The organism is Paenibacillus anseongensis (assembly GCF_009757995.1).
Taxonomy (GTDB): domain Bacteria; phylum Bacillota; class Bacilli; order Paenibacillales; family NBRC-103111; genus Paenibacillus_E; species Paenibacillus_E chondroitinus.
The window spans coordinates 55,280-73,563 of sequence record NZ_WSEM01000006.1; the positions used below are offsets into that span (position 1 = coordinate 55,280).

An 18,284-nucleotide genomic window follows, 5' to 3' on the forward strand; every position below is an offset into this window, starting at 1 on the left:
TGTCGCAATATAAGGGAACCATAGGCCACTATTTAGACTAAAATGGAGTTTTCAAAATTTCAGGGGAACTACGTGGCCTTATTTCAGTGAAGTCGGCGCGTTTCTCACCGAAATGGAGCAAATAGAGGAACGTAGTTCCCCTACGTTTGCTCACATGGCTATTTTAGGTAAAATAACGCCCTGTAGTTCCCCTGTACTGCGAGGGGACTCCTATCCACACAAAAAGACCGTCTAGGCCAAAGTGCCAGACGGTCTTTTCTATCTCACCTAGATCAGTAAATCCAAAAACAAATAATACCCATCACCCAGCGCACAGGAATAGGTCTGAATCTGATGCGAGGTATCCAGATCTGTGTATACTTGTGATAAGATCCCCTGCTTTTGCAGGTTCATCATGAGGATGTTGGAGATGAAATAAGGGCGCCACGTCCAGTTCGCCCCGCGATAACTGTCGTCTTTGTTCCATGCATCCTCTTTGCGTATGTAGTTGGATGAAATTTGATAACCATCCTCCATGCAGATGTAGATCCGTATGCAGTTTTCAGTCACAGTTGTCGTCGTATGTTCAATAAGCTGATCCGCGTCTTCTGCCGTTAGAATGCGAATAGCCGATTGAGTGACTGCCTCCAGGCTTTGATGAATGACGGAGAGATGGCGGTTCCGCTGAAATTCCCCTTGGCTGAAGAGGCCCATCTCTTCTTTCAGCATGGGTTTAAACCCATCCTTATGCTGCAAATATGGCTCCGCCTTCGAAAAGAGATAACCCTGCACATATCTAGCACCAACTTGCAATGCGCTGTGCAGCTCTTGCTTCGTTTCAATGCCCTCGACCAGCAGGGAGGCGCCCATTTGAGCCGCCAAGATGGAAAAAGATTGCATCAATGCTTTGTAACCCGCATGAATCGCGCTTTTTTTCAGTATATTAAGATCGATTTTCAATATTTTTGGCTGCAAACTGGCGATGCGATCGAAATTGCTGAACCCGCTGCCTACATCGTCTATCGCGATAATGCAGCCGAATTGCCGATATAACTCTACAATTTGGGTAAGCTCTTGCAGCTTTCCTGTAAATTCTTCTTCGGTAACCTCTATCACGATACGCGCAGGATTGATGTCATATTTCCGCAATAGTTCAATCGTCGGCAGCACGCCTGTGCGCTTATAAGTCCGATAGATCCATGAAGGTTTTAAGTTAATGAATAGTAAACTTTCATCTTGCGTAGAGGCAAGCTGTTCAATAGCCCGCTCTCTTAAGTGTCGATCAATGAGAAGCTGCACATCTTCCGGAATGTCAGGATTTTTGAAAAAAGGCCCCAAGCTTTCGACAATATCCTCCCTAATTCGCCTTCCCAACGTCTCATAGCCGATGATTTCCTGCGTCTGAAGCGAGAGTATAGGCTGGAAGAATGGACGTACTTCATGTCTCAGCGGAATCCTGCTGTCTTTAACCTGCACGGTGTGCGCCCTCCTCCTGTGAAACCTTCATGTAGTTAAATGTCACATAAACTATGTAATGTATAGTATTGTAAACGACATTGTCGCTTCTTGCAATGAATTCATGGAAGAAAACATAACATGATTGATTTTTAGAGGAATATTGTTGAGCCTTGTCGAATTTCAAACGATTCCCATTCATTTTATTCTATGTAGAATTCAGGTGACCTAAGTGGCAATGAAAACATTCACGAGATCGCGAATCTCCATGTTATACGTCATTTTAATCGTGGCATTACTTGCTTTTGTCAGTGTATCGAACTATATTGCTTCCCGTAATATGGAAAGTGAGAGCAATGCGATCGTGAATGATGCCATTCCGATCTCCAAGACCACGAACAGCCTGCTGACCGACCTGATTAATCAGGAAACCAGCATTCGCGGTTTTGAATTAACGGGCAATGAACAATATTTGAACCCCTATACCGCAGGCAAAAAACAGTTGGAAGATGATCTGAACAACATCCGTATTTATGATAAAAAATATCCGACTCTCCAACTCATTATGGATACGCAGGCCATACCGGCGATCACCAATCTGCAGCGCTTTTTTGACAGTCAGTTGGAACTCATTCGCGCAGGCAAAACGGATGAGGCTCGAACCCGGATTAACTCAGGCAAAACGATGATGGATCGTTACCGTGTCATCCACTCCAGTATTGAGAAGACGATTGTACAAATCACAGAAGACGCCTACAACTCCTCTCTCAAAGCTGGCCAAAACTCTCGTACGATTACCATGGTTAGTGGCATTATTGCACTCATTGCAGGTGTGATGTCCATCTTCATCTCCTTCCGGGCTATTCATGCCGAAGAGGAGCTTCGTAAAAGCGAAGAAACCTACCGATATATGGCCGAGAGCCTCGAAACCCAGAACGAGGAAATCATTGCACAACAGGAAGAGCAGCAAGTCACTTTGGCCAAATTGTCCGAAAGAGAACGGGATCTTGAGCTGATTTCTTCTTACCAAGAGAAACTGACCGGTTACGTGGAGCTCAAGGATTTCTTGAAGCACACGCTGCCTGCTCTGCTGAATTCGCTTCTGCAGGATGCGGCTCTCGTTGTTATGAAACGTGACGCCGAGCCTGGCAATGGCGATACTGGCGGCACTGGCAGTACTGGCAATCCCACCTACGAAGTCATCCATTCTATCGGATACCCGAAGGAACATATTCGGGTTCATCAGGACGAGTTATTTGGACCGGCAAGGCGTGTTTTTGAAGAAGGCACGAACCTTGTGCACACTCGGGATGTAACCGGGCATGAGAAGGGCGTCCATGGCGGGATGATGCATGCCGTCGATCATTACGTTCCTCTGCTTGACGACAAACAGACGGTTATCGGCTTCTTGCTCCTAACGAGCTACCAAAGCTCCGTGTTCCAAGAAAACAACCAACGCCTGACGAAGGGCTTGGTCCGTCAGTTCGGCTTGGCCTTTTTCGCTCAAGTGATGAATGACGAGAGAGTGAAGCAAGCCGCTCATTTGGCGGAATTGAACGACGAGCTAATTGCCGAGAAGCTCTTAATTGAAGGGCAGCGCGACTTGATTCAAAATATTTTGGAATCGGCGCACGAAGGTATGATGATGTGTGATTCCGAGGGGACGATCCTTTTCGCGAACCATCGAATGAGCCGCTATTTTGGCTTAAATGCGCGCATCGGCGAGAATTTGGTAGCTGGCTGCCACGAGATTGCAGCTGAAACGCCGAGCTTCTTCGGCGCAGCTTCATCAATCGAAGCGCTGATTAACGGAACGCATACGCATCTGACACAGCGATTTGGCTTTGTATTGGATGATCAGCCTCAGCATGCTGAGCTTTATGCGACTGTCGTCAGTGAAGATACGGAGCAGCAGGGTTATCTCTTCGTTTTCCGTGACCGAACGGAAGAAGAGCGCGTTGATGAAATGAAAAACGAGTTCATTTCCATCGTCTCCCATGAGCTCCGGACTCCTCTGGCGAGCGTGCTTGGCTTCATTGAGATTTTGCTCCATCGTGAGCTGCCGCAGGATAAACAGAAGAAATACATGGAGACCATTTATAAGGAAGCTCATCGCCTCTCGAATTTGATTAATGATTTCCTTGATTTGCAGCGCATGGAGTCCGGGCGGCAGCTATACCACTTCTCCCCGATCAACTTGCTGCCGACCGTTCAGGACATCGTTGATCAGTGGCAGGATAAGCAAAACCACAACATCGTCATCCATCGGCAGGAATCGGAACTATGGGTGCGGGCTGATGCGGATCGGATTCGGCAAGTTTTCCACAACCTGATCAGCAACGCAATTAAGTATTCTCCGGGCGCAGAACGGATCGACATTTATTTATCCGCAACGAACGGCAAAGTTGTTGCTTCCGTGCAGGATTACGGGCTCGGCATCCCTGAGGAAGCGCATGATCAGATGTTCTCCAAGTTCTTCCGTGTCGATAACTCCGACCGACGTCAAATTGGCGGAACCGGCTTAGGGCTAGCCATCGTGAAAGAGATCGTTGAAGGGCACAACGGACAAATTTCTTACGAGTCTCAGATGGGTGCCGGCACTACCTTCCGGATTGAATTCGATCAGTATGAGCTATCTTCCATGGAGGGGAAAATCGTTATTTTCGAAGATGATGATGACCTCGCCAAGCTGATCCAAATTGCGTTGAATAAGCTGGATCTGCCTTCCATCCAATTGCGCTCTGCCGAAGAGGGAATTATCGCTTTGAACCGTTGCAAGGGTGAACCGATTCTGTTCATCGTGGATATCCATCTCGAAGGTGTAAAAAACGGATGGGATTTCATCGCTGACTTATCCAGGCACCCGTTGTACTACCAGACTCCGGTTATTGTCTCTACCGCACTGGATCAACCGCATGATTTCCATGAGAAAGAAATTCAGAAATATCTCAAAAAACCTTTCTCCATGGAGCGTCTAGTCCAAGTAGCGAAAAATTTGCTCGATAATAAGAAAAGCAATGCGTACGTTTTTCCGGCTCAAGACAAAGATTCTCTCTCTACTACTTTGCAGCGCAACGGCATCGACGTGGTTGAGATGAAGGAAAATATGGATATGATTGAGGTCGAAATCAAAAGGCCTTCTAGCTAGCCTGCCATCTCTCCTCCTCCTTGTTGAGGTTGGGGAGATTTTTTTATTGTAAAGCAACAGGGATTTCTCTGCCCGGCAGCCAATATACTAGAGAAACTAAGTCATTTACGCAGGAAGGGTGACCCTGGTGGCAAAGCTTGAACCCGCTTCCAATCCCATGCAGACACGCAGCGTTTGGACACTGTTCTTCTCCTTACCGATATTCGCTTGGGCCATGTACGATTTCGCGAACACCATCTTCTCCTCCAATATCGTGACGGTCTTTTACCCTTTTTATTTAAAAGAAACGTTAGGAAAAAGCGAAGAGTTGAATCAGATAGCCAGTACTTTCATCACGTATTCCAATGCTTTATCCAGCTTTTTTCTCGTCCTGCTTTCGCCTTTATTCGGGGTGTGGATCGATCGCACGGGTAAAAAGAAGGCCTACCTTGTCCCCTTTACGCTCATTGCCGTCGTGGCGACTCTGCTTATGGGCGCTTCGGCCATCTGGCATACCGATCAACAGTGGATGGGGCTTAACACCTCTATTCTAGGTGTGATTTTCTTTTTCATGATCGCCAAATTCTTTTATAATTCCAGCTTAATCTTCTACGACTCCATGATTTCGGATCTGGGCAGCGAGCGTGAAATCCCCATCATTTCCGGTGTAGGCGTAGCCGTTGGTTATGTAGGCACGCTAGTCGGACTTGTCGTTTTCCCTTTAATTAACGGCAATCATTATGAAAACACATTTATTCCTAGTGCGCTTATGTTCTTACTATTCTCCCTGCCGATTATGTTTCTCTACAAAGAGAAACCTTCCAAGCCGGTAAGCGAAAAAAAGACGCTTCTGAGCGGCTACCGCGAGATTTGGGCAACATTCAAGGAGGCGCGAAAATATCAAGCCGCTTTCTTGTTCATGATCGCTTACTTTTTCTTTAATGACGCCATTGCTACAGCCATTGCTGTCATGGCGATTTATGCGAATACGGTGATGGGCTTCACAACGGGGCAATTTATTCTCCTCTACTTGGTTTCTACCGTATCCAGCATTATCGGCTCCTTCCTCTTCGGCTATGTCACCCGCAGTGTCGGGCCTAAAAGAGCCGTCACGATCGTTGCCTTCGTACTTATCGTCGCGATCGCCATCGCGGCCTTAGCGACCAGCCAAAGCCTGTTCTGGGCTGCCGGCAGTCTCTATGGTGTATCAATGGGCGCCATGTGGGTAACGTCCCGAACCATGATCGTGCAGTTGACGCCTGTAGAGAAACGCGGCCAGTTTTTCGGCCTTTTCGCTTTCTCCGGCAAGGTATCCTCGATTGTTGGGCCTGCTCTGTACGGATCCATTACCTTGGCGCTCGCCTCCACAGGGAACTTCGCCAGCCGCGTCGCGCTTGGCTCGCTTCTGCTGCTAGTCGTGATCGGACTCATCGTGCATATGCGGGTTCCGCAGAAATTGCATTCTTCCACATAGTTCGTGTACAATAGCTTTTAATCATAAGCGGAAAGGAGTGGGGAATATGAAGGGTCCTGTGATCGTGCAGCAACAGCATCGTTTCCTATTTCTCATTTCTATTAAACACTAAAGCATTCGTTGCTTTAGTGTTTTTTTTCGCTCTGAAGCCGTCCTGATCTCACGGGCAGCGTTGATTTTGCAACAGCACAAGGATAGGAAGAGAAACCAATTGTCTGATGGGAGGAGAGATCCATATGCGGTACAAACGAGTCCTCATTAAGCTAAGCGGCGGGGCTGTTGCGGGAGAAAGCGAGTTCGGTTTCGATCCGAAACAACTGGATCATATTGCCAATGAAATTATGACGGTTGTTCAGTTAGGTGTCGAAGTGTGTCTTGTGATTGGCGGGGGCAATATCTTCCGCGGCAATATGGGCGAGAGCTGGGGCATTGAGAAAGCAGAGGCCGACAATATCGGAACTCTCGCTACCGTAATCAACAGCTTAATGCTGCGCGGTGTGCTGAAGGCGAAGACCGACGCGGAAGTGCGCGTCATGACAGCCATTCCGATCGCCTCCGTGGCGGAGCCTTTTATCCGGCTTAGAGCCATTCATCATTTGGAAAAAGGGTACATCGTTATTTTCGCAGGGGGTAATGGACAGCCTTTCGTCACGACAGACTACCCATCGGTCCAAAGAGCTATCGAAGTGAACTGCGAAGCGATCCTCGTTGCGAAGCAAGGCGTTGACGGCGTGTTCGACAAGGACCCTAAACATCATAAAGAGGCTCTCCAATACAAATCTCTCCACTACAACGACGTCATCCACCACAATCTGAAGGTCATGGATCAGTCTGCCTTTATTCTGGCGCGGGATTATCACATTCCCATCCATGTATTCAATTTCGACAAACCCGGCTCCATGAAAGAAATATGCGCAGGGCAAAATACAGGTACAATCATCAGCGGCTCCTCGGAGCTTATTTATCAGCAGGGCTAATAGAATTTGTATTTTCGACGAAATAGCGCCCTGTAGTTCCGCTCACCAAGCACTACGAGACGCACAAAAGGATAGAGCACAGTATCTAGCAACTGCCGCTCTATCCTTCTTTATATTTACTCGCTTTGATCTAGCATCAACACATAGTAATCATTCGCATTCTTTGTTCTAAAGCCGCAAGATTCGTACAAACCCAGCGCCTTCTCATTTTCGACCGAAACTTCGAGTTTGATCAACCCCGCCCGATGCTTCATCTTCAGCTCCCCGATAGTCTGACTCAAGATCACACGTCCATAACCCTGGCCCCGACGCTCCGGCAGTACACAAAAGCCGTAGATGAATCCGCTGGCATCCGTCTCAATCATGGCTCCGATTTTACCAATCGGCACTTTCTGTTCTCCGTGCCCAAGCTCTGCGATCCAGGTTTTTTCCTTGTCGCCGGTAATCGTTTGGTTCACGTATTCTCTCGTATCCGCTTCGGGCATATTAAAGCCAGACATGTTCAGTTGAACGAGCAGCTCGGTATCCTCTACATTGGCGGAGCGCAGAGTCAGTAGTTCTTCACCGTTTTGTGCCACTACTTCCGCCCCCTCTTGAAGCTCCATCACGTATTCAGAGAACTGATAGTCCGCACCTAGCTTCGTCAAAAAAGCCTTCCCGCTCGCCGATCCCCGTTCATTGATGAAAATGGCCTTCGGCACCCCTCGGCTTCTGCACGTTTCCAGCGCTGTCTGGACCAATTGCCCAAAGATACCTTGGTTTCGTGCCTCCGGGTGTACCATTCCGCTAATTTCCACTTCCGTGGACAGAAAAGAATATATCGCGAGAAATCCGACAATCCGGTCATCCCGGTAAAATAAAAAGTCATTCGTCACACCCGGCGGACGATCCGATAATGTCCCCCAGTTTAGTTTAATCTCGATATGGTCATGGCGGTTACATGTCTCCCATAGATCCCTAACTTCCTTCAGCTCCTGTGGAGACAGTCCTGCCCTTGCAAATATGCCTTGTTTCAATAGATTGTCCTCCATACCTACTTAGTTGCTTGCCTACTGTCATTATACATGTCTGTTCTTCAGCGTGGTAAGCTAATAAATGATTTTACATAAAGTTTCGTGCACCGTGAACGATTGATCCCTGTTGTTCGTACTATCTAAGAATTCAGGCAGAGAGGGTGACCCTTGACTTGGAAGAGCAAGATTGGCTTGATCGGGCAACGCGGGGAGATCGCACCGCTCTGTCCCAACTGTTACAGCAGCATTATGATTTTGTTTACAAATATTTGTTGAAAATAACGCTCAATCCGTCCATGGCGGAGGACCTGACGCAAGATACCATGATTCGATGCATCGAGAAAATAAACTTATACAACGCAAAATCCAAGTTCTCCTCTTGGCTGATCACGATAGCCACCCGTTTGATGATTGATCAGGCGCGGCGGCGCAAACGCGAAAAGAAGTGGCAGGAGGAACAGCAGGTGCAGGCCCTGCGTCAGATGCAGTGGCACGCCGAAAGCCGGAACGAGGATTGGCCCGATGTGCTGAACACCTTGGCTGAAATGCCTGAGGAAAGCCGCATTCCGGTTATTCTCAAGCATTACTACGGCTACACCTATGAAGAAATCGGTCAAATCCTTGCCATCGCGGAAGGGACTGCCAAATCAAGAGTGCATAACGCTTTGAAACATTTGCGAAAGGAGCTCGTGTAGATGGACGACTTTCAGGACGCTAATCATAAAAAGCCTCAGCTGAGCGGATCTTCAGAAGATCAGACCGACGCTTCTGCTAATGAGGCTGACGTTCTTAGGCTGCAGCAGGGGCTAGACGCGTTAGACGGCTTATTCCCTGCCTCGCGTCCAAACAGCGCTTGGTTCGATCAACAAATCGCAGCCGTACAGAGAAAGCAGCGTTCGCGGCTGCTCGGTGATCTGCTCAAGCTGTGGGGCACCGCCCTGCTGCTGTTCTATCTCCTTTTCATGGTCGCAGCTTCACAGCCGGTTACCTTCATTACCTTCCAAGCTTTGGCGATCATTGCGCCGCTAGCTTGGCTACTCCTCAGAAAGCAGGTGGATTCACATGAAACATGAAAATTGGGATGCACTACCTATATGGGCTTGGATTGGCATCGCCCTTATTCTGCTCGTGCAAAGCACATGGCTATTCGTTGATGCGCGCAAGAGGAGTGCTCGATATCCTTGGTTTTGGGGGATTTGGGGCATCCTTCAGGCACCGACGCCGCTCATCGTGTACTTGTTTGCGGTACGCAAGATTCACCGTACCTTCTCGGGCAAGGGGAATTGAATAGCCTTTAACAGAAGAGCCAGCCCACTTATAGGCTGGCTCTTTTCACTATTACTGCGCCTGCCGGGCATATTCATCCGGCGTCTGGCCGATAATGGACTTGAAATCCTTAATAAAATGCGACTGGTCGTGATATCCCAAATCCATCGACAGCTTGGACCAGTTCGGCCTGACGCTCACATCCGTCATTTCCGCCGCATTCTGAATGCGGGCCAGCTTAATGACCCACTTTGGCGTAACGCCAACGTAGTGGTCGAAAAGCCGCTGCAGCGTCCTTTTGTTCACATGGAAGTGCTCGCAGAGACTGTCTACCTTCGTGATATCCGGCTGCTTGTTAATATAATCAATGATCTCATTGATAAAAGTTACCTGCTCATCTTGTTCCGGCAGCTTAGGCCGGATCATTCGTTCAATCAGCGCTACCATTTGCGGTTCATCCGTCTGCGCAAACATGTCGGTCTCTAACCTTAGCGGATCGGCATCAAATACACTCTGAACGCTCAGCGGGCCCGCCTGCATGCCGGATACCGGCTGCTTGAAGAACGGGTAGAAACCGCCAGGTTTAAATTTTACGCCAAATACACAGCCCTGACCCTCCAAATGGTGGCCGTATTTCTCTTTTCCCGGACCGTAAATCGCCGATTGACCGGGCTCAACCACCAAGTTGACGCAAGGATTCGGAATGACGTGCTGGGTATATGGCTCTTGTCCTCTTAAATCCCACCGAATAATCCAATAATGACGAATTAAAAAAGCCAGATCCTCCGAGGGAGCCACCCTGGAAAGCTGAAATTTCCGTACAGTTTGCTGCAGATTCATAATGCCTAGACTGGGCTTGATAAGGTCTGACATGACGCCGATCACTCCTTGTCGCGTTTTTACAATACTTGGAGCGTACAAACTTCTATCATAAACTTAACACATGCCGAGGGAGTGAGTTTAAGTTGGAATTAAAATACGAATTTTATATTGGTGCAACTTGCAAAGAAGTGTGGGATATTCTGGTGACACCGGAGGGGACGCGTAAAATTCTTTTCGGCAGCGTACTGGAGAGCACGTTCGAGATCGGCTCTGACTTCAGGTACATTGGGCCAGGCAATGACGGTGATGAAACGGTTCATGTCTATGGCACGATTCTCGCCTATGAACCGGAGAAACTTCTCTCCTGCATCGAGCATGCAGGCCCGTCCTATAATCCGAATCATGCGGATTTTCAGTCACGGATGACGTTTACGTTAGAAACAGTCGGCAGCTGTACCAAAATGACGCTCATCAATGATGAATGGACACCAAACCACCCTAGTTTCGAGAGAACGAAAGCAAGCTGGTGGATGATTTTAAGCAATATTAAGACACTAGCGGAGACTGGCAAAACGTTGGACTTCGGTTGGTAAAAAAGCGGCTATCTCAAAGAGTCAACACGCCTTGAGATAGCCTTTTCTCCATTTACAAAGGTAATAGTGCAAGCGATGCTTTCCCCTCAAGCCCCTCAACCATGGCATGCCAAGCCTGCGGTTTATTCGCAAGAACGGCATAGTAACGGCGTAGGAACGTCGCAACCAGCTTCGCGCTGATCTCCTCCGCATCCTCATCCGTCGGAAGGAAGCAAAGATCCAGCTCTTCCACCGCTTCCCCGTTGTTTTCCCATGAAGGATGCACGTACGGGAAATCAATCCGCTTGTAACCGAGATGCGACAAGACTTCTCGCCGTACATAAGGGTCCATCGGCTTTACGCCGCCGAACGGATGCCCTTCGATCCGATATGGATCGTAGATTTCAGCGAACATCCCCAGCATCGGCTTGCCCGACTCAGCCGCCAGAGCCACCAAGTCATTCCAACGTTTACGCGCCAGAAAACGGCCAATGCCAAGTCCTGCTTGACCAATAATCGTGAAGTCCGTCATCGCCACTTGAAAATCGTCATAATAGCGATACTCTGTCGTACCAACGACCTTCCCTTCGTGCACAGCGACGAACACCCGAATACCCGGGTCCTCCAACGGTTCTTTCCACAGGGCATATTCCAGCACCTCTTCCGGTGGAAATACCTCCTTCATCAGATCATGCATTGCACGAAACAAAGGGTTGTCTATACTTGTTATCCGTATGTATTCCATTAGTTCTTCAAGCTCCTTTACGTCCTATTTCGAAATGGATTCCGCCACTCCATCAAAAGCGCATAGTTCAGTGACTCCTCGTCCTGCAAATAATCCGGCACAACCTGCACCGGCGTTCTCCCGCAGCGCAGCAGGAACGTTATCACCGGGTCCTTGCAAACTCCTGCCATGACCGCTTTCACATACTCCTCCACAGTCATCGCTTCAGCCTGCTTATGGTACCCCGGCATGCGCCCGCCTCCAAGCAATCTGCGCAGCCCCAAATGCACAACGACCTCATACATAGACTGCATCATCCACTTGCCAAGACCGAACTTGCGGTATGCGGGCATCACGCAGATATCCACAATATACAGGGTATCGCCGTCTGGCCGGTGCGTACGGATGTAGCCATCGTCGGTTAGCGTCGACCAGCTGTGATCAGCAGCGTGCTCTTCGTCATAATCGACAAGCAATCCCGTGATGGAGCCGACAATACTCCCTTCCACCTCTACACAGAGTGCACCTTGGGGGAATCTGGTAATGTGCTCCATGAGCTGCTCCTCATTCCACCATAACTCCGACGGAAAAGGCGGTGGAAAACTTTCCTGTTGAACGCGAATCAGCGCGTTAATATCCGCTTTTTCATAATTGCGTATAACTGCCTCAATGGGCTTGTCGCCGTCGAAGACGTACAACTTTTTCGCGTATAATTTGTTCGCATTCGTATCCACCATGCTAGGCATACCTCCTCGCCCTGATTAGGACCAATCGGTGTACAGATCTGTCCTGCGGTCACGCCATGTGGTGACAGAGCCTTTTTCGCGGACAAGGGTTAACAAATCCAGATCCAAATCGGCTGTGACCACCATATCACCGTTGATTTCACCTTCGACCATAATCCCTTTTGGCGGGAAAGGCACATCATTCGGAGTAAGCACCGCGGCTTGCCCGAAATTCGCCCTCATGAAATCAACTGTTGGCAGAGCGCCGACCGTACCCGTCGTAACGACGTAGATTTGATTCTCAATTGTTCGTGCATGACAGGTGTAACGCACTCGGTGGAACCCGTGCCGGTCATCCGTACACGAAGGAGCAAACAGCACATCAGCGCCGCGGGCTCTAGCCATTCGGACGATTTCAGGGAATTCTACGTCATAGCAGACGAGTATCGCGATGCGGCCTTTGTCCGTGTCAAAAACCTGCAGGGAATCCCCAGCCCCCATATTCCATTCCTTCACCTCGGTCGGGGTGATATGCAGCTTTTTCTGCTCGCCGACACGTCCGTCCGGATAAAATAAGAAGGCCGTGTTATACAGCTTGCCCTCCTCGGAGGTAATGTGCGTGCCGCCAATGATGTGCATGCCCGTTTGCTTCGCCAGCCCTTGAAAAAGCGTCCGATAAGCCTCTGTAAACGACGGCAGTGCCTCAATCGGCAGCGCTTTGCCATGCTCATCGCCAATGGACATCAACTGTGTCGTGAACAGTTCAGGAAACAGCACAAAATCCGCCTCAAACTCCTGCGCCACCTTCACATAATGTTCCACCTGCGCAGCGAACTCTTCAAAATTGTGTATCGTGTGCAGATGGTACTGCACCGCCGAAACTCGCATTTTCAACGTCATCTCTCCCAACTTGTCTTCATTTCTATAGACCAGGGTTACAAGCTAACAAGCACTCGCCCTTTCACTTTCCCGTCCAAAACCTCTTGCGTCGCCTGGACAACCCCGTCTAATGTCACTTCTTTGTACATCATGCGCTCAAGCAGCTGCGGTTTTAATTCCCCAGCCATCCGCTCCCACAGGGATCTCCGAATCTCGGATGGGCAATACACCGAATCAATGCCCAACAGGTTCACTCCTCGCAGTATAAAAGGAAACACTGTCGCGGCAAACTCACCGCCACCTGTCACTCCACTCAGCGCTACAGACCCGCCGTATTTCATCCGGCTCAACACATAGGCAAGGGATTCGCCTCCTACCGGATCGACGCAGCCCGCCCAATATTCCTTGTCCAGCGGTTTCCTGACGGATGGAGCTAACTCCTCCCGAGGCACTACACGCTCCGCGCCCAATTCGAGCAAATACGCATGATCGGCGGACTTGCCTGTACTGGCTTCCACCTCATAACCGAGCGCGGCCAGCATCGATACACTGTTACTGCCTACACCGCCGGTTGCGCCGCGGACGAGGATAGGCCCCTTCTCCTTGCTCAGCCCGTTCTCCTCCATACGCTGAATCGAAAGCGCTGCTGTAAAGCCCGCCGTTCCCAGGATCATCGCTTCACGATGGGACAGTCCCTTCGGCAAAGGCACCACCCAGTCGGCTGGGACGCGCGCATAGTCGCTAAACCCGCCGTAATGTCCCGTTCCCAGCTCATAGCTGGTCACAAGCACCTCATCGCCCTCGCGAAAGCGCGGGTCTGAAGAAGCCGCAACTGTACCTGCCAGATCGATTCCTGGCACGATGGGGTACTTCCGCACAACGCGACCGTTCGGCGTGCAAGCCAACGCATCTTTATAATTAATACCCGAGTAGCGCACGCGGATCGTCACTTCACCCGGGGGTAAATCTTCTATTCGTAGCTCTTTCACTTGGGTGGAAAAATGCTCCTCCGTCTTCTCCACCACTAACGCCTTAAAGCTATCCATGCTGGTTTAGCCTCCTCGGTCCTCATAGGATTCAATCAAGTGAATTTTCCATCTACTACCCATCTAGTTTACTAAAATCGTGTTCAGTATTCAAAGGTTTCGACGCTTCGATGAAAATTCTAAGGCGGCGGTTGCGCGTGGGGAACTACGGGAGACCTTATTCCGCGAGAATCACCTATTTGTGGGTTCAGGTGGAACTACAGGGCTTTATTCACGCTCCAATCAGCTTAGTTCCACCAAAATTGGCAAAATAGTGGACTGTAGTTCCCCCTCGCCGGCTCCATGCGCTGTTCCCATTGAAATAGCGCATTGTAGTTCATCTACTGCACGCGGAGTGGGAGTGCTCCTCCTCCCACCACAAATCGCAAAAAACTCCCCGGTCCACGTGACCAGGGAGTTCCTCTTATTACTGCTGCTGCGCAAAGCCAGCAGCTATCAAAAACCGTTCAAAAGCCGCTTGCCCGGCTTCATCCCGCTTGAACACGCCGGCGTCGAGCAGCACGTTCATGAACTTGCTGCCGACTTCCTCCTGCAGCACCGCTTTCGCGTTGTCTGCCGTCAGCGCAGCGCCGTGCTTCGCAATCATCGCCTCGATCCAAGCCGCATGCTTATGCAGCGGATGAGAGGCCTCGTCGCGGATTGCGCTGCCGAAGTCGGCTTCGCCTGTGAGGATCTTGGCGATATCCGCCAGCTCCTCCTGCAAACGGCCTGGCAGTACCGCCAGCCCCATTACCTCAATCAAGCCGATGTTCTCCTTCTTGATGTGGTGCAAGTGCTGATGCGGATGGAAGATACCATCCGGATGCTCGGCGCTGGTGCGGTTATTCCGCAGCACCAGATCAAGCTCGTATTCGCCCCGTGCGTTGTTGCGGGCGATTGGGGTGATCGTGTTATGCGGGATCCGCTGTCCGTCCTTCTCGCTGAAGGCGAGGACATCCGCTTCCGCATCGCTGTAGGCGCGCCAGTCTTCGAGCAGCTTGCTCGCCAGCTTGTAGAGCTGCTGCTTGTTATGGCCGCTCAAGCGAATGACCGACATCGGCCATTTCACGATGGCCGCTTTCACGCCAGCGAACTCAGCGTTCGCGAATGTTTGCTCACTTGGAGCTTTCTCCATCGGGAACTGATGGCGTCCGCCCTGGAAGTGGTCGTGGTTCAGAATTGAACCGCCCACGATCGGCAGATCCGCGTTGGAACCGATGAAGTAATGCGGGAATTGATCGATGAAATCGAGCAAACGATAAAACGTATTCGGCGTTGTTTTCATCGGAATATGTTTCTCATGGAAAATAATGCTGTGCTCGTTGTAATACACGTAAGGCGAGTACTGGAAATACCATTTCTCGTTATCCAGCTCTAAGGGAATGAACCGTAGATTTTGCCTTGCCGGGTGATTCACACGTCCTGCATACCCTAAGTTGTCTGCGCAGAGCAAACAGGCTGGGTAGCTGCTTTGCGGCAGCGTTTTGAGCAGGGCAATTTCCTTCGGATCCTTCTCCGGCTTGGAGAGATTGATCGTAATCTCAAGATCACCGTAAGCGGTGCCCGCCAGCCAGTATTCATTTTTCTGAATACGATCCATCCGAATATAATTGGAATCAATCGATTGTTTATAAAAATAATTCGTTGCCGCCTCTACCCCACTGGTCTTCGCCGTGTTCCAGAATTGATTCACAACCTCGGAAGGACGGGGCATAAGCAGCCCCATAATCCGTGCGTCCAACAGATCCCGGTACGTCGCTGTGTTCTCTTCCAGGAGGCCTGCCTCGAAAGCTGCATCCAGCAGATCTTCCAACAGGGATACAGGGCTGCTTAACTTCTCATCCGGTACTTCTCCTGCGTAAGGCTCAGCAAGTCCGAATAAATCAAGCAATGCATTTCGTGAAGTATAGACATCCAATTGCTCGATGAGTCCATTTTGCTTTGCAAACTGAAGGAGCCTCTCTATGGTCAATGCCGTTAACTGCGATGCTTCAACTGTCCGTTCCATGTGCTTCATTCCTTTCTAAACCAGCTTACTCCGCGTAACCGCTCGGGTTATTTTGGTGCCAATTCCATGCGCTCTCAATGATGGATTCCAAAGAATCGCGGCTAGGCTTCCAGCCTAGTTCCGTTCTTGCACGCTCAGAGGAGGCGATCAAGGTAGCAGGGTCACCTGCTCTGCGCGGCTCGATTACTGCTGGGATCGCATGGCCCGTTACTTTGCGGGCGATATCAATCACTTGTTTAACCGAGAAGCCTGTGCCATTGCCCAGGTTATAAATATTGCTTTCTGCTCCGCCGCGGAGCTTCTCTACCGCAAGTACGTGGGCGCTCGCCAAATCGCTAACGTGGATATAGTCGCGCACGCAAGTGCCGTCTTCCGTTGCATAGTCATCGCCATAGATGGAGATATGCGCTCTCTGACCAAGGGCTACTTGCAAAATAATTGGAATCAAGTGCGTCTCCGGGCTGTGATCCTCGCCGATTTTGCCGCCGGCGTGAGCGCCCGCTGCATTAAAATAACGAAGGGATACATATTTGATGCCATGGGCCGTGTCGAACCATTTCATCATTTTTTCCATTGCCAACTTCGTTTCGCCATACGTATTCGTCGGCAGGGTACGATCGCTTTCCAGGATCGGAATGTTCTCAGGCTCGCCGTACGTCGCTGCTGTCGATGAGAACACGATATTTTTCACGCCGTATTGATTCATTTTTTCAAGCAGGCAAAGCGTTCCGTACACGTTATTGTGATAGTATTTGGCAGGATTCGTCATGCTCTCGCCAACTAGCGAATTTGCTGCGAAATGGATGATAGCGTCAATGCTGTTTTCCGAAAAAACAGTATCCAGAAACGCGCTGTCACGCAAATCGCCGACATACAGTTTGCCACCTAGCACGGCATCTCTATGCCCTTGCTGCAAGTTATCGACAATAACAACCTCTTCCCCTTTTTCCAGCAGCTCAGCCACTGCATGCGAACCAATATACCCAGCTCCACCCGTTACTAGAATCGCCATTTACAATACCTCCCCGATTTGTTCGACGCCGTTCCCGATATCACATACATAGAAACTTGGTGTCAATCCTGTTTTTTCCGTATATTCTTTGCCAACTTGATCGATAAATGTTTGTACGCTGTCTTCGTGAACCAAGGAAACTGTACATCCGCCGAAGCCTGCGCCAGTCATACGAGCACCTAGCACACCTGGAACCTTCAGCGCTGCCTCAACCATCGTATCCAGCTCAACGCCTGTTACTTCATAGAGATCACGCAGTGAGTTATGGGAGCCAATCATCAACTGGCCAAAAGCTTCAAGATCATTCTGTTCCAGAACCTCGATCGACTTGAGCACACGATCAATTTCTTCTACAACGTGCTGCGCTCTGCGGCGAACAGTTTCGTCCGGGATCAAGTGTTTGAATTCGTTGAACTGATCCAGGTTTAACTGACCAAGCAATGTGAGGGATGGGAATTGCTTTTGCAAGTAAGTAACCGCCTGCTCACATTGGCTTCTTCTTTCGTTGTAAGCGGAGTCGACGAGGCCTCTGCGTTTGTTCGTGTTTCCGATCACCAGCTTGTAGCTGCCGCTATGGAACGGCACATGGCGGTACTCCAGCGTATCGCACATGAGCAGGATCGCGTGATCCTTTTTCCCATTGGCTACTGCAAATTGGTCCATGATCCCGCAGTTCACGCCAACGAATTGATTCTCTGTTTTTTGCGCCAGAAGGGCGATTTTCACCGTATCAATCGGATACTTCTCAAGCGTCTCCAGGGCGTAGGCCGTCACTACCTCGATGGAAGCCGAAGAGGAAAGTCCAGCGCCGTTCGGAATTTCACCGTGGAACAAAAGATCATAACCTTTCGTAACCGGCATACCTTCTTTGGCTAAGTGGGCAAAGATTCCTTTCGGATAGTTGATCCAGTTATCTTCCTCTTGATAGGTCAAGTCATCTATGGAAATTTGTTTGCGAAGAGCCAGATTGGTCGATGCAAATCCGATGACACGGTCTTGTCTTGGACGGATCAGCAGTGTCGTTCCGAACGTTAATGCAGCAGGGAATACATAACCGCCGTTATAATCCGTATGCTCACCGATCAGGTTAACCCGGCCTGGAGCATGGAACGCTGAAATTGGTGCTGCGGATTCCCCGTAAATTTCAATAAACGTGTCTTTTAAAGCTTGCAAATCTGCCATTCTGGCACCGCCTTTAGTTTTTTATGAGTATGATGTAGGAGCAA

At 49.8% G+C, this 18,284-nt stretch carries 17 protein-coding genes; 7 read left to right on the forward strand and 10 right to left on the reverse strand.

Annotated features, from left to right (window positions below):
• Positions 1 to 267: 267 nt before the first annotated feature.
• On the reverse strand, positions 268 to 1,455 hold the full coding sequence (locus GON05_RS05980) for an EAL domain-containing protein (RefSeq protein ID WP_157318286.1): 1,188 nt from the start codon (positions 1,453 to 1,455) through the stop codon (positions 268 to 270).
• A gap of 217 nt (positions 1,456 to 1,672) precedes the next feature.
• Here GON05_RS05980 and GON05_RS05985 point away from each other — a divergent pair, with 217 nt between their 5' ends.
• From GON05_RS05985 to pyrH, 3 genes are all read left to right on the forward strand, one after another.
• Positions 1,673 to 4,582 carry an ATP-binding protein gene (locus GON05_RS05985; protein WP_157318287.1) on the forward strand — a complete coding sequence of 970 codons (2,910 nt, stop codon included), beginning with the start codon at positions 1,673 to 1,675 and terminating at the stop codon, positions 4,580 to 4,582.
• A 157-nt stretch (positions 4,583 to 4,739) separates the two neighbouring features.
• Positions 4,740 to 6,035, forward strand: a complete 1,296-nt coding sequence (locus GON05_RS05990; protein ID WP_157318467.1) for an MFS transporter — start codon at positions 4,740 to 4,742, stop codon at positions 6,033 to 6,035.
• Positions 6,036 to 6,271: 236 nt separating this feature from the next.
• Positions 6,272 to 7,012 carry a UMP kinase gene (pyrH, locus tag GON05_RS05995; protein WP_127456781.1) on the forward strand — a complete coding sequence of 247 codons (741 nt, stop codon included), beginning with the start codon at positions 6,272 to 6,274 and terminating at the stop codon, positions 7,010 to 7,012.
• 116 nt (positions 7,013 to 7,128) lie between these two features.
• Here pyrH and GON05_RS06000 read toward each other — a convergent pair whose 3' ends face one another.
• On the reverse strand, positions 7,129 to 8,028 hold the full coding sequence (locus GON05_RS06000; RefSeq protein WP_246238870.1) for a GNAT family N-acetyltransferase: 900 nt from the start codon (positions 8,026 to 8,028) through the stop codon (positions 7,129 to 7,131).
• Between the two features lie 170 nt (positions 8,029 to 8,198).
• Here GON05_RS06000 and sigY point away from each other — a divergent pair, with 170 nt between their 5' ends.
• The 3 genes from sigY to GON05_RS06015 are packed head-to-tail and all read left to right on the forward strand — an operon-like array spanning position 8,199 to position 9,312.
• Positions 8,199 to 8,720 carry an RNA polymerase sigma factor SigY gene (sigY, locus tag GON05_RS06005; RefSeq protein ID WP_157318289.1) on the forward strand — a complete coding sequence of 174 codons (522 nt, stop codon included), beginning with the start codon at positions 8,199 to 8,201 and terminating at the stop codon, positions 8,718 to 8,720.
• Positions 8,721 to 9,098 carry a DUF5345 family protein gene (locus GON05_RS06010; RefSeq protein WP_157318290.1) on the forward strand — a complete coding sequence of 126 codons (378 nt, stop codon included), beginning with the start codon at positions 8,721 to 8,723 and terminating at the stop codon, positions 9,096 to 9,098.
• On the forward strand, positions 9,088 to 9,312 hold the full coding sequence (locus GON05_RS06015) for a sigmaY antisigma factor component (protein WP_127456785.1): 225 nt from the start codon (positions 9,088 to 9,090) through the stop codon (positions 9,310 to 9,312). Before GON05_RS06010 ends, GON05_RS06015 begins: the two co-directional genes overlap by 11 nt.
• A gap of 51 nt (positions 9,313 to 9,363) precedes the next feature.
• Here GON05_RS06015 and GON05_RS06020 read toward each other — a convergent pair whose 3' ends face one another.
• Positions 9,364 to 10,164, reverse strand: coding sequence for a helix-turn-helix domain-containing protein (locus GON05_RS06020; protein WP_157318291.1), 801 nt, complete (start codon positions 10,162 to 10,164; stop codon positions 9,364 to 9,366).
• A gap of 92 nt (positions 10,165 to 10,256) precedes the next feature.
• Between GON05_RS06020 and GON05_RS06025 the strand changes: the two genes are divergently transcribed.
• Positions 10,257 to 10,706 carry an SRPBCC domain-containing protein gene (locus GON05_RS06025; RefSeq protein ID WP_157318292.1) on the forward strand — a complete coding sequence of 150 codons (450 nt, stop codon included), beginning with the start codon at positions 10,257 to 10,259 and terminating at the stop codon, positions 10,704 to 10,706.
• A gap of 52 nt (positions 10,707 to 10,758) precedes the next feature.
• On the opposite strand, the gene GON05_RS06030 is transcribed toward GON05_RS06025, so the two are convergent.
• From GON05_RS06030 to GON05_RS06060, 7 genes are all read right to left on the reverse strand, one after another.
• Positions 10,759 to 11,430, reverse strand: coding sequence for a GNAT family N-acetyltransferase (locus tag GON05_RS06030; protein WP_157318293.1), 672 nt, complete (start codon positions 11,428 to 11,430; stop codon positions 10,759 to 10,761).
• Between the two features lie 17 nt (positions 11,431 to 11,447).
• On the reverse strand, positions 11,448 to 12,146 hold the full coding sequence (locus GON05_RS06035) for a GNAT family N-acetyltransferase (protein ID WP_157318294.1): 699 nt from the start codon (positions 12,144 to 12,146) through the stop codon (positions 11,448 to 11,450).
• Positions 12,147 to 12,170: 24 nt separating this feature from the next.
• Positions 12,171 to 13,028, reverse strand: a complete 858-nt coding sequence (locus tag GON05_RS06040; protein ID WP_157318295.1) for a carbon-nitrogen hydrolase family protein — start codon at positions 13,026 to 13,028, stop codon at positions 12,171 to 12,173.
• A gap of 41 nt (positions 13,029 to 13,069) precedes the next feature.
• Complete coding sequence (locus GON05_RS06045; protein WP_157318296.1) at positions 13,070 to 14,059, reverse strand: acrylyl-CoA reductase family protein; 990 nt, start codon at positions 14,057 to 14,059, stop codon at positions 13,070 to 13,072.
• A 406-nt stretch (positions 14,060 to 14,465) separates the two neighbouring features.
• Entirely contained in the window at positions 14,466 to 16,046 is a 1,581-nt protein-coding gene (locus GON05_RS06050; protein ID WP_181646508.1) for a UDP-glucose--hexose-1-phosphate uridylyltransferase, read from the reverse strand.
• Between the two features lie 25 nt (positions 16,047 to 16,071).
• A complete protein-coding gene (galE, locus tag GON05_RS06055) occupies positions 16,072 to 17,058 on the reverse strand; it encodes a UDP-glucose 4-epimerase GalE (RefSeq protein ID WP_157318298.1) in 987 nt (328 codons plus the stop codon).
• Positions 17,059 to 18,240, reverse strand: a complete 1,182-nt coding sequence (locus GON05_RS06060; RefSeq protein WP_157318299.1) for a galactokinase — start codon at positions 18,238 to 18,240, stop codon at positions 17,059 to 17,061.
• Positions 18,241 to 18,284: the final 44 nt, after the last annotated feature.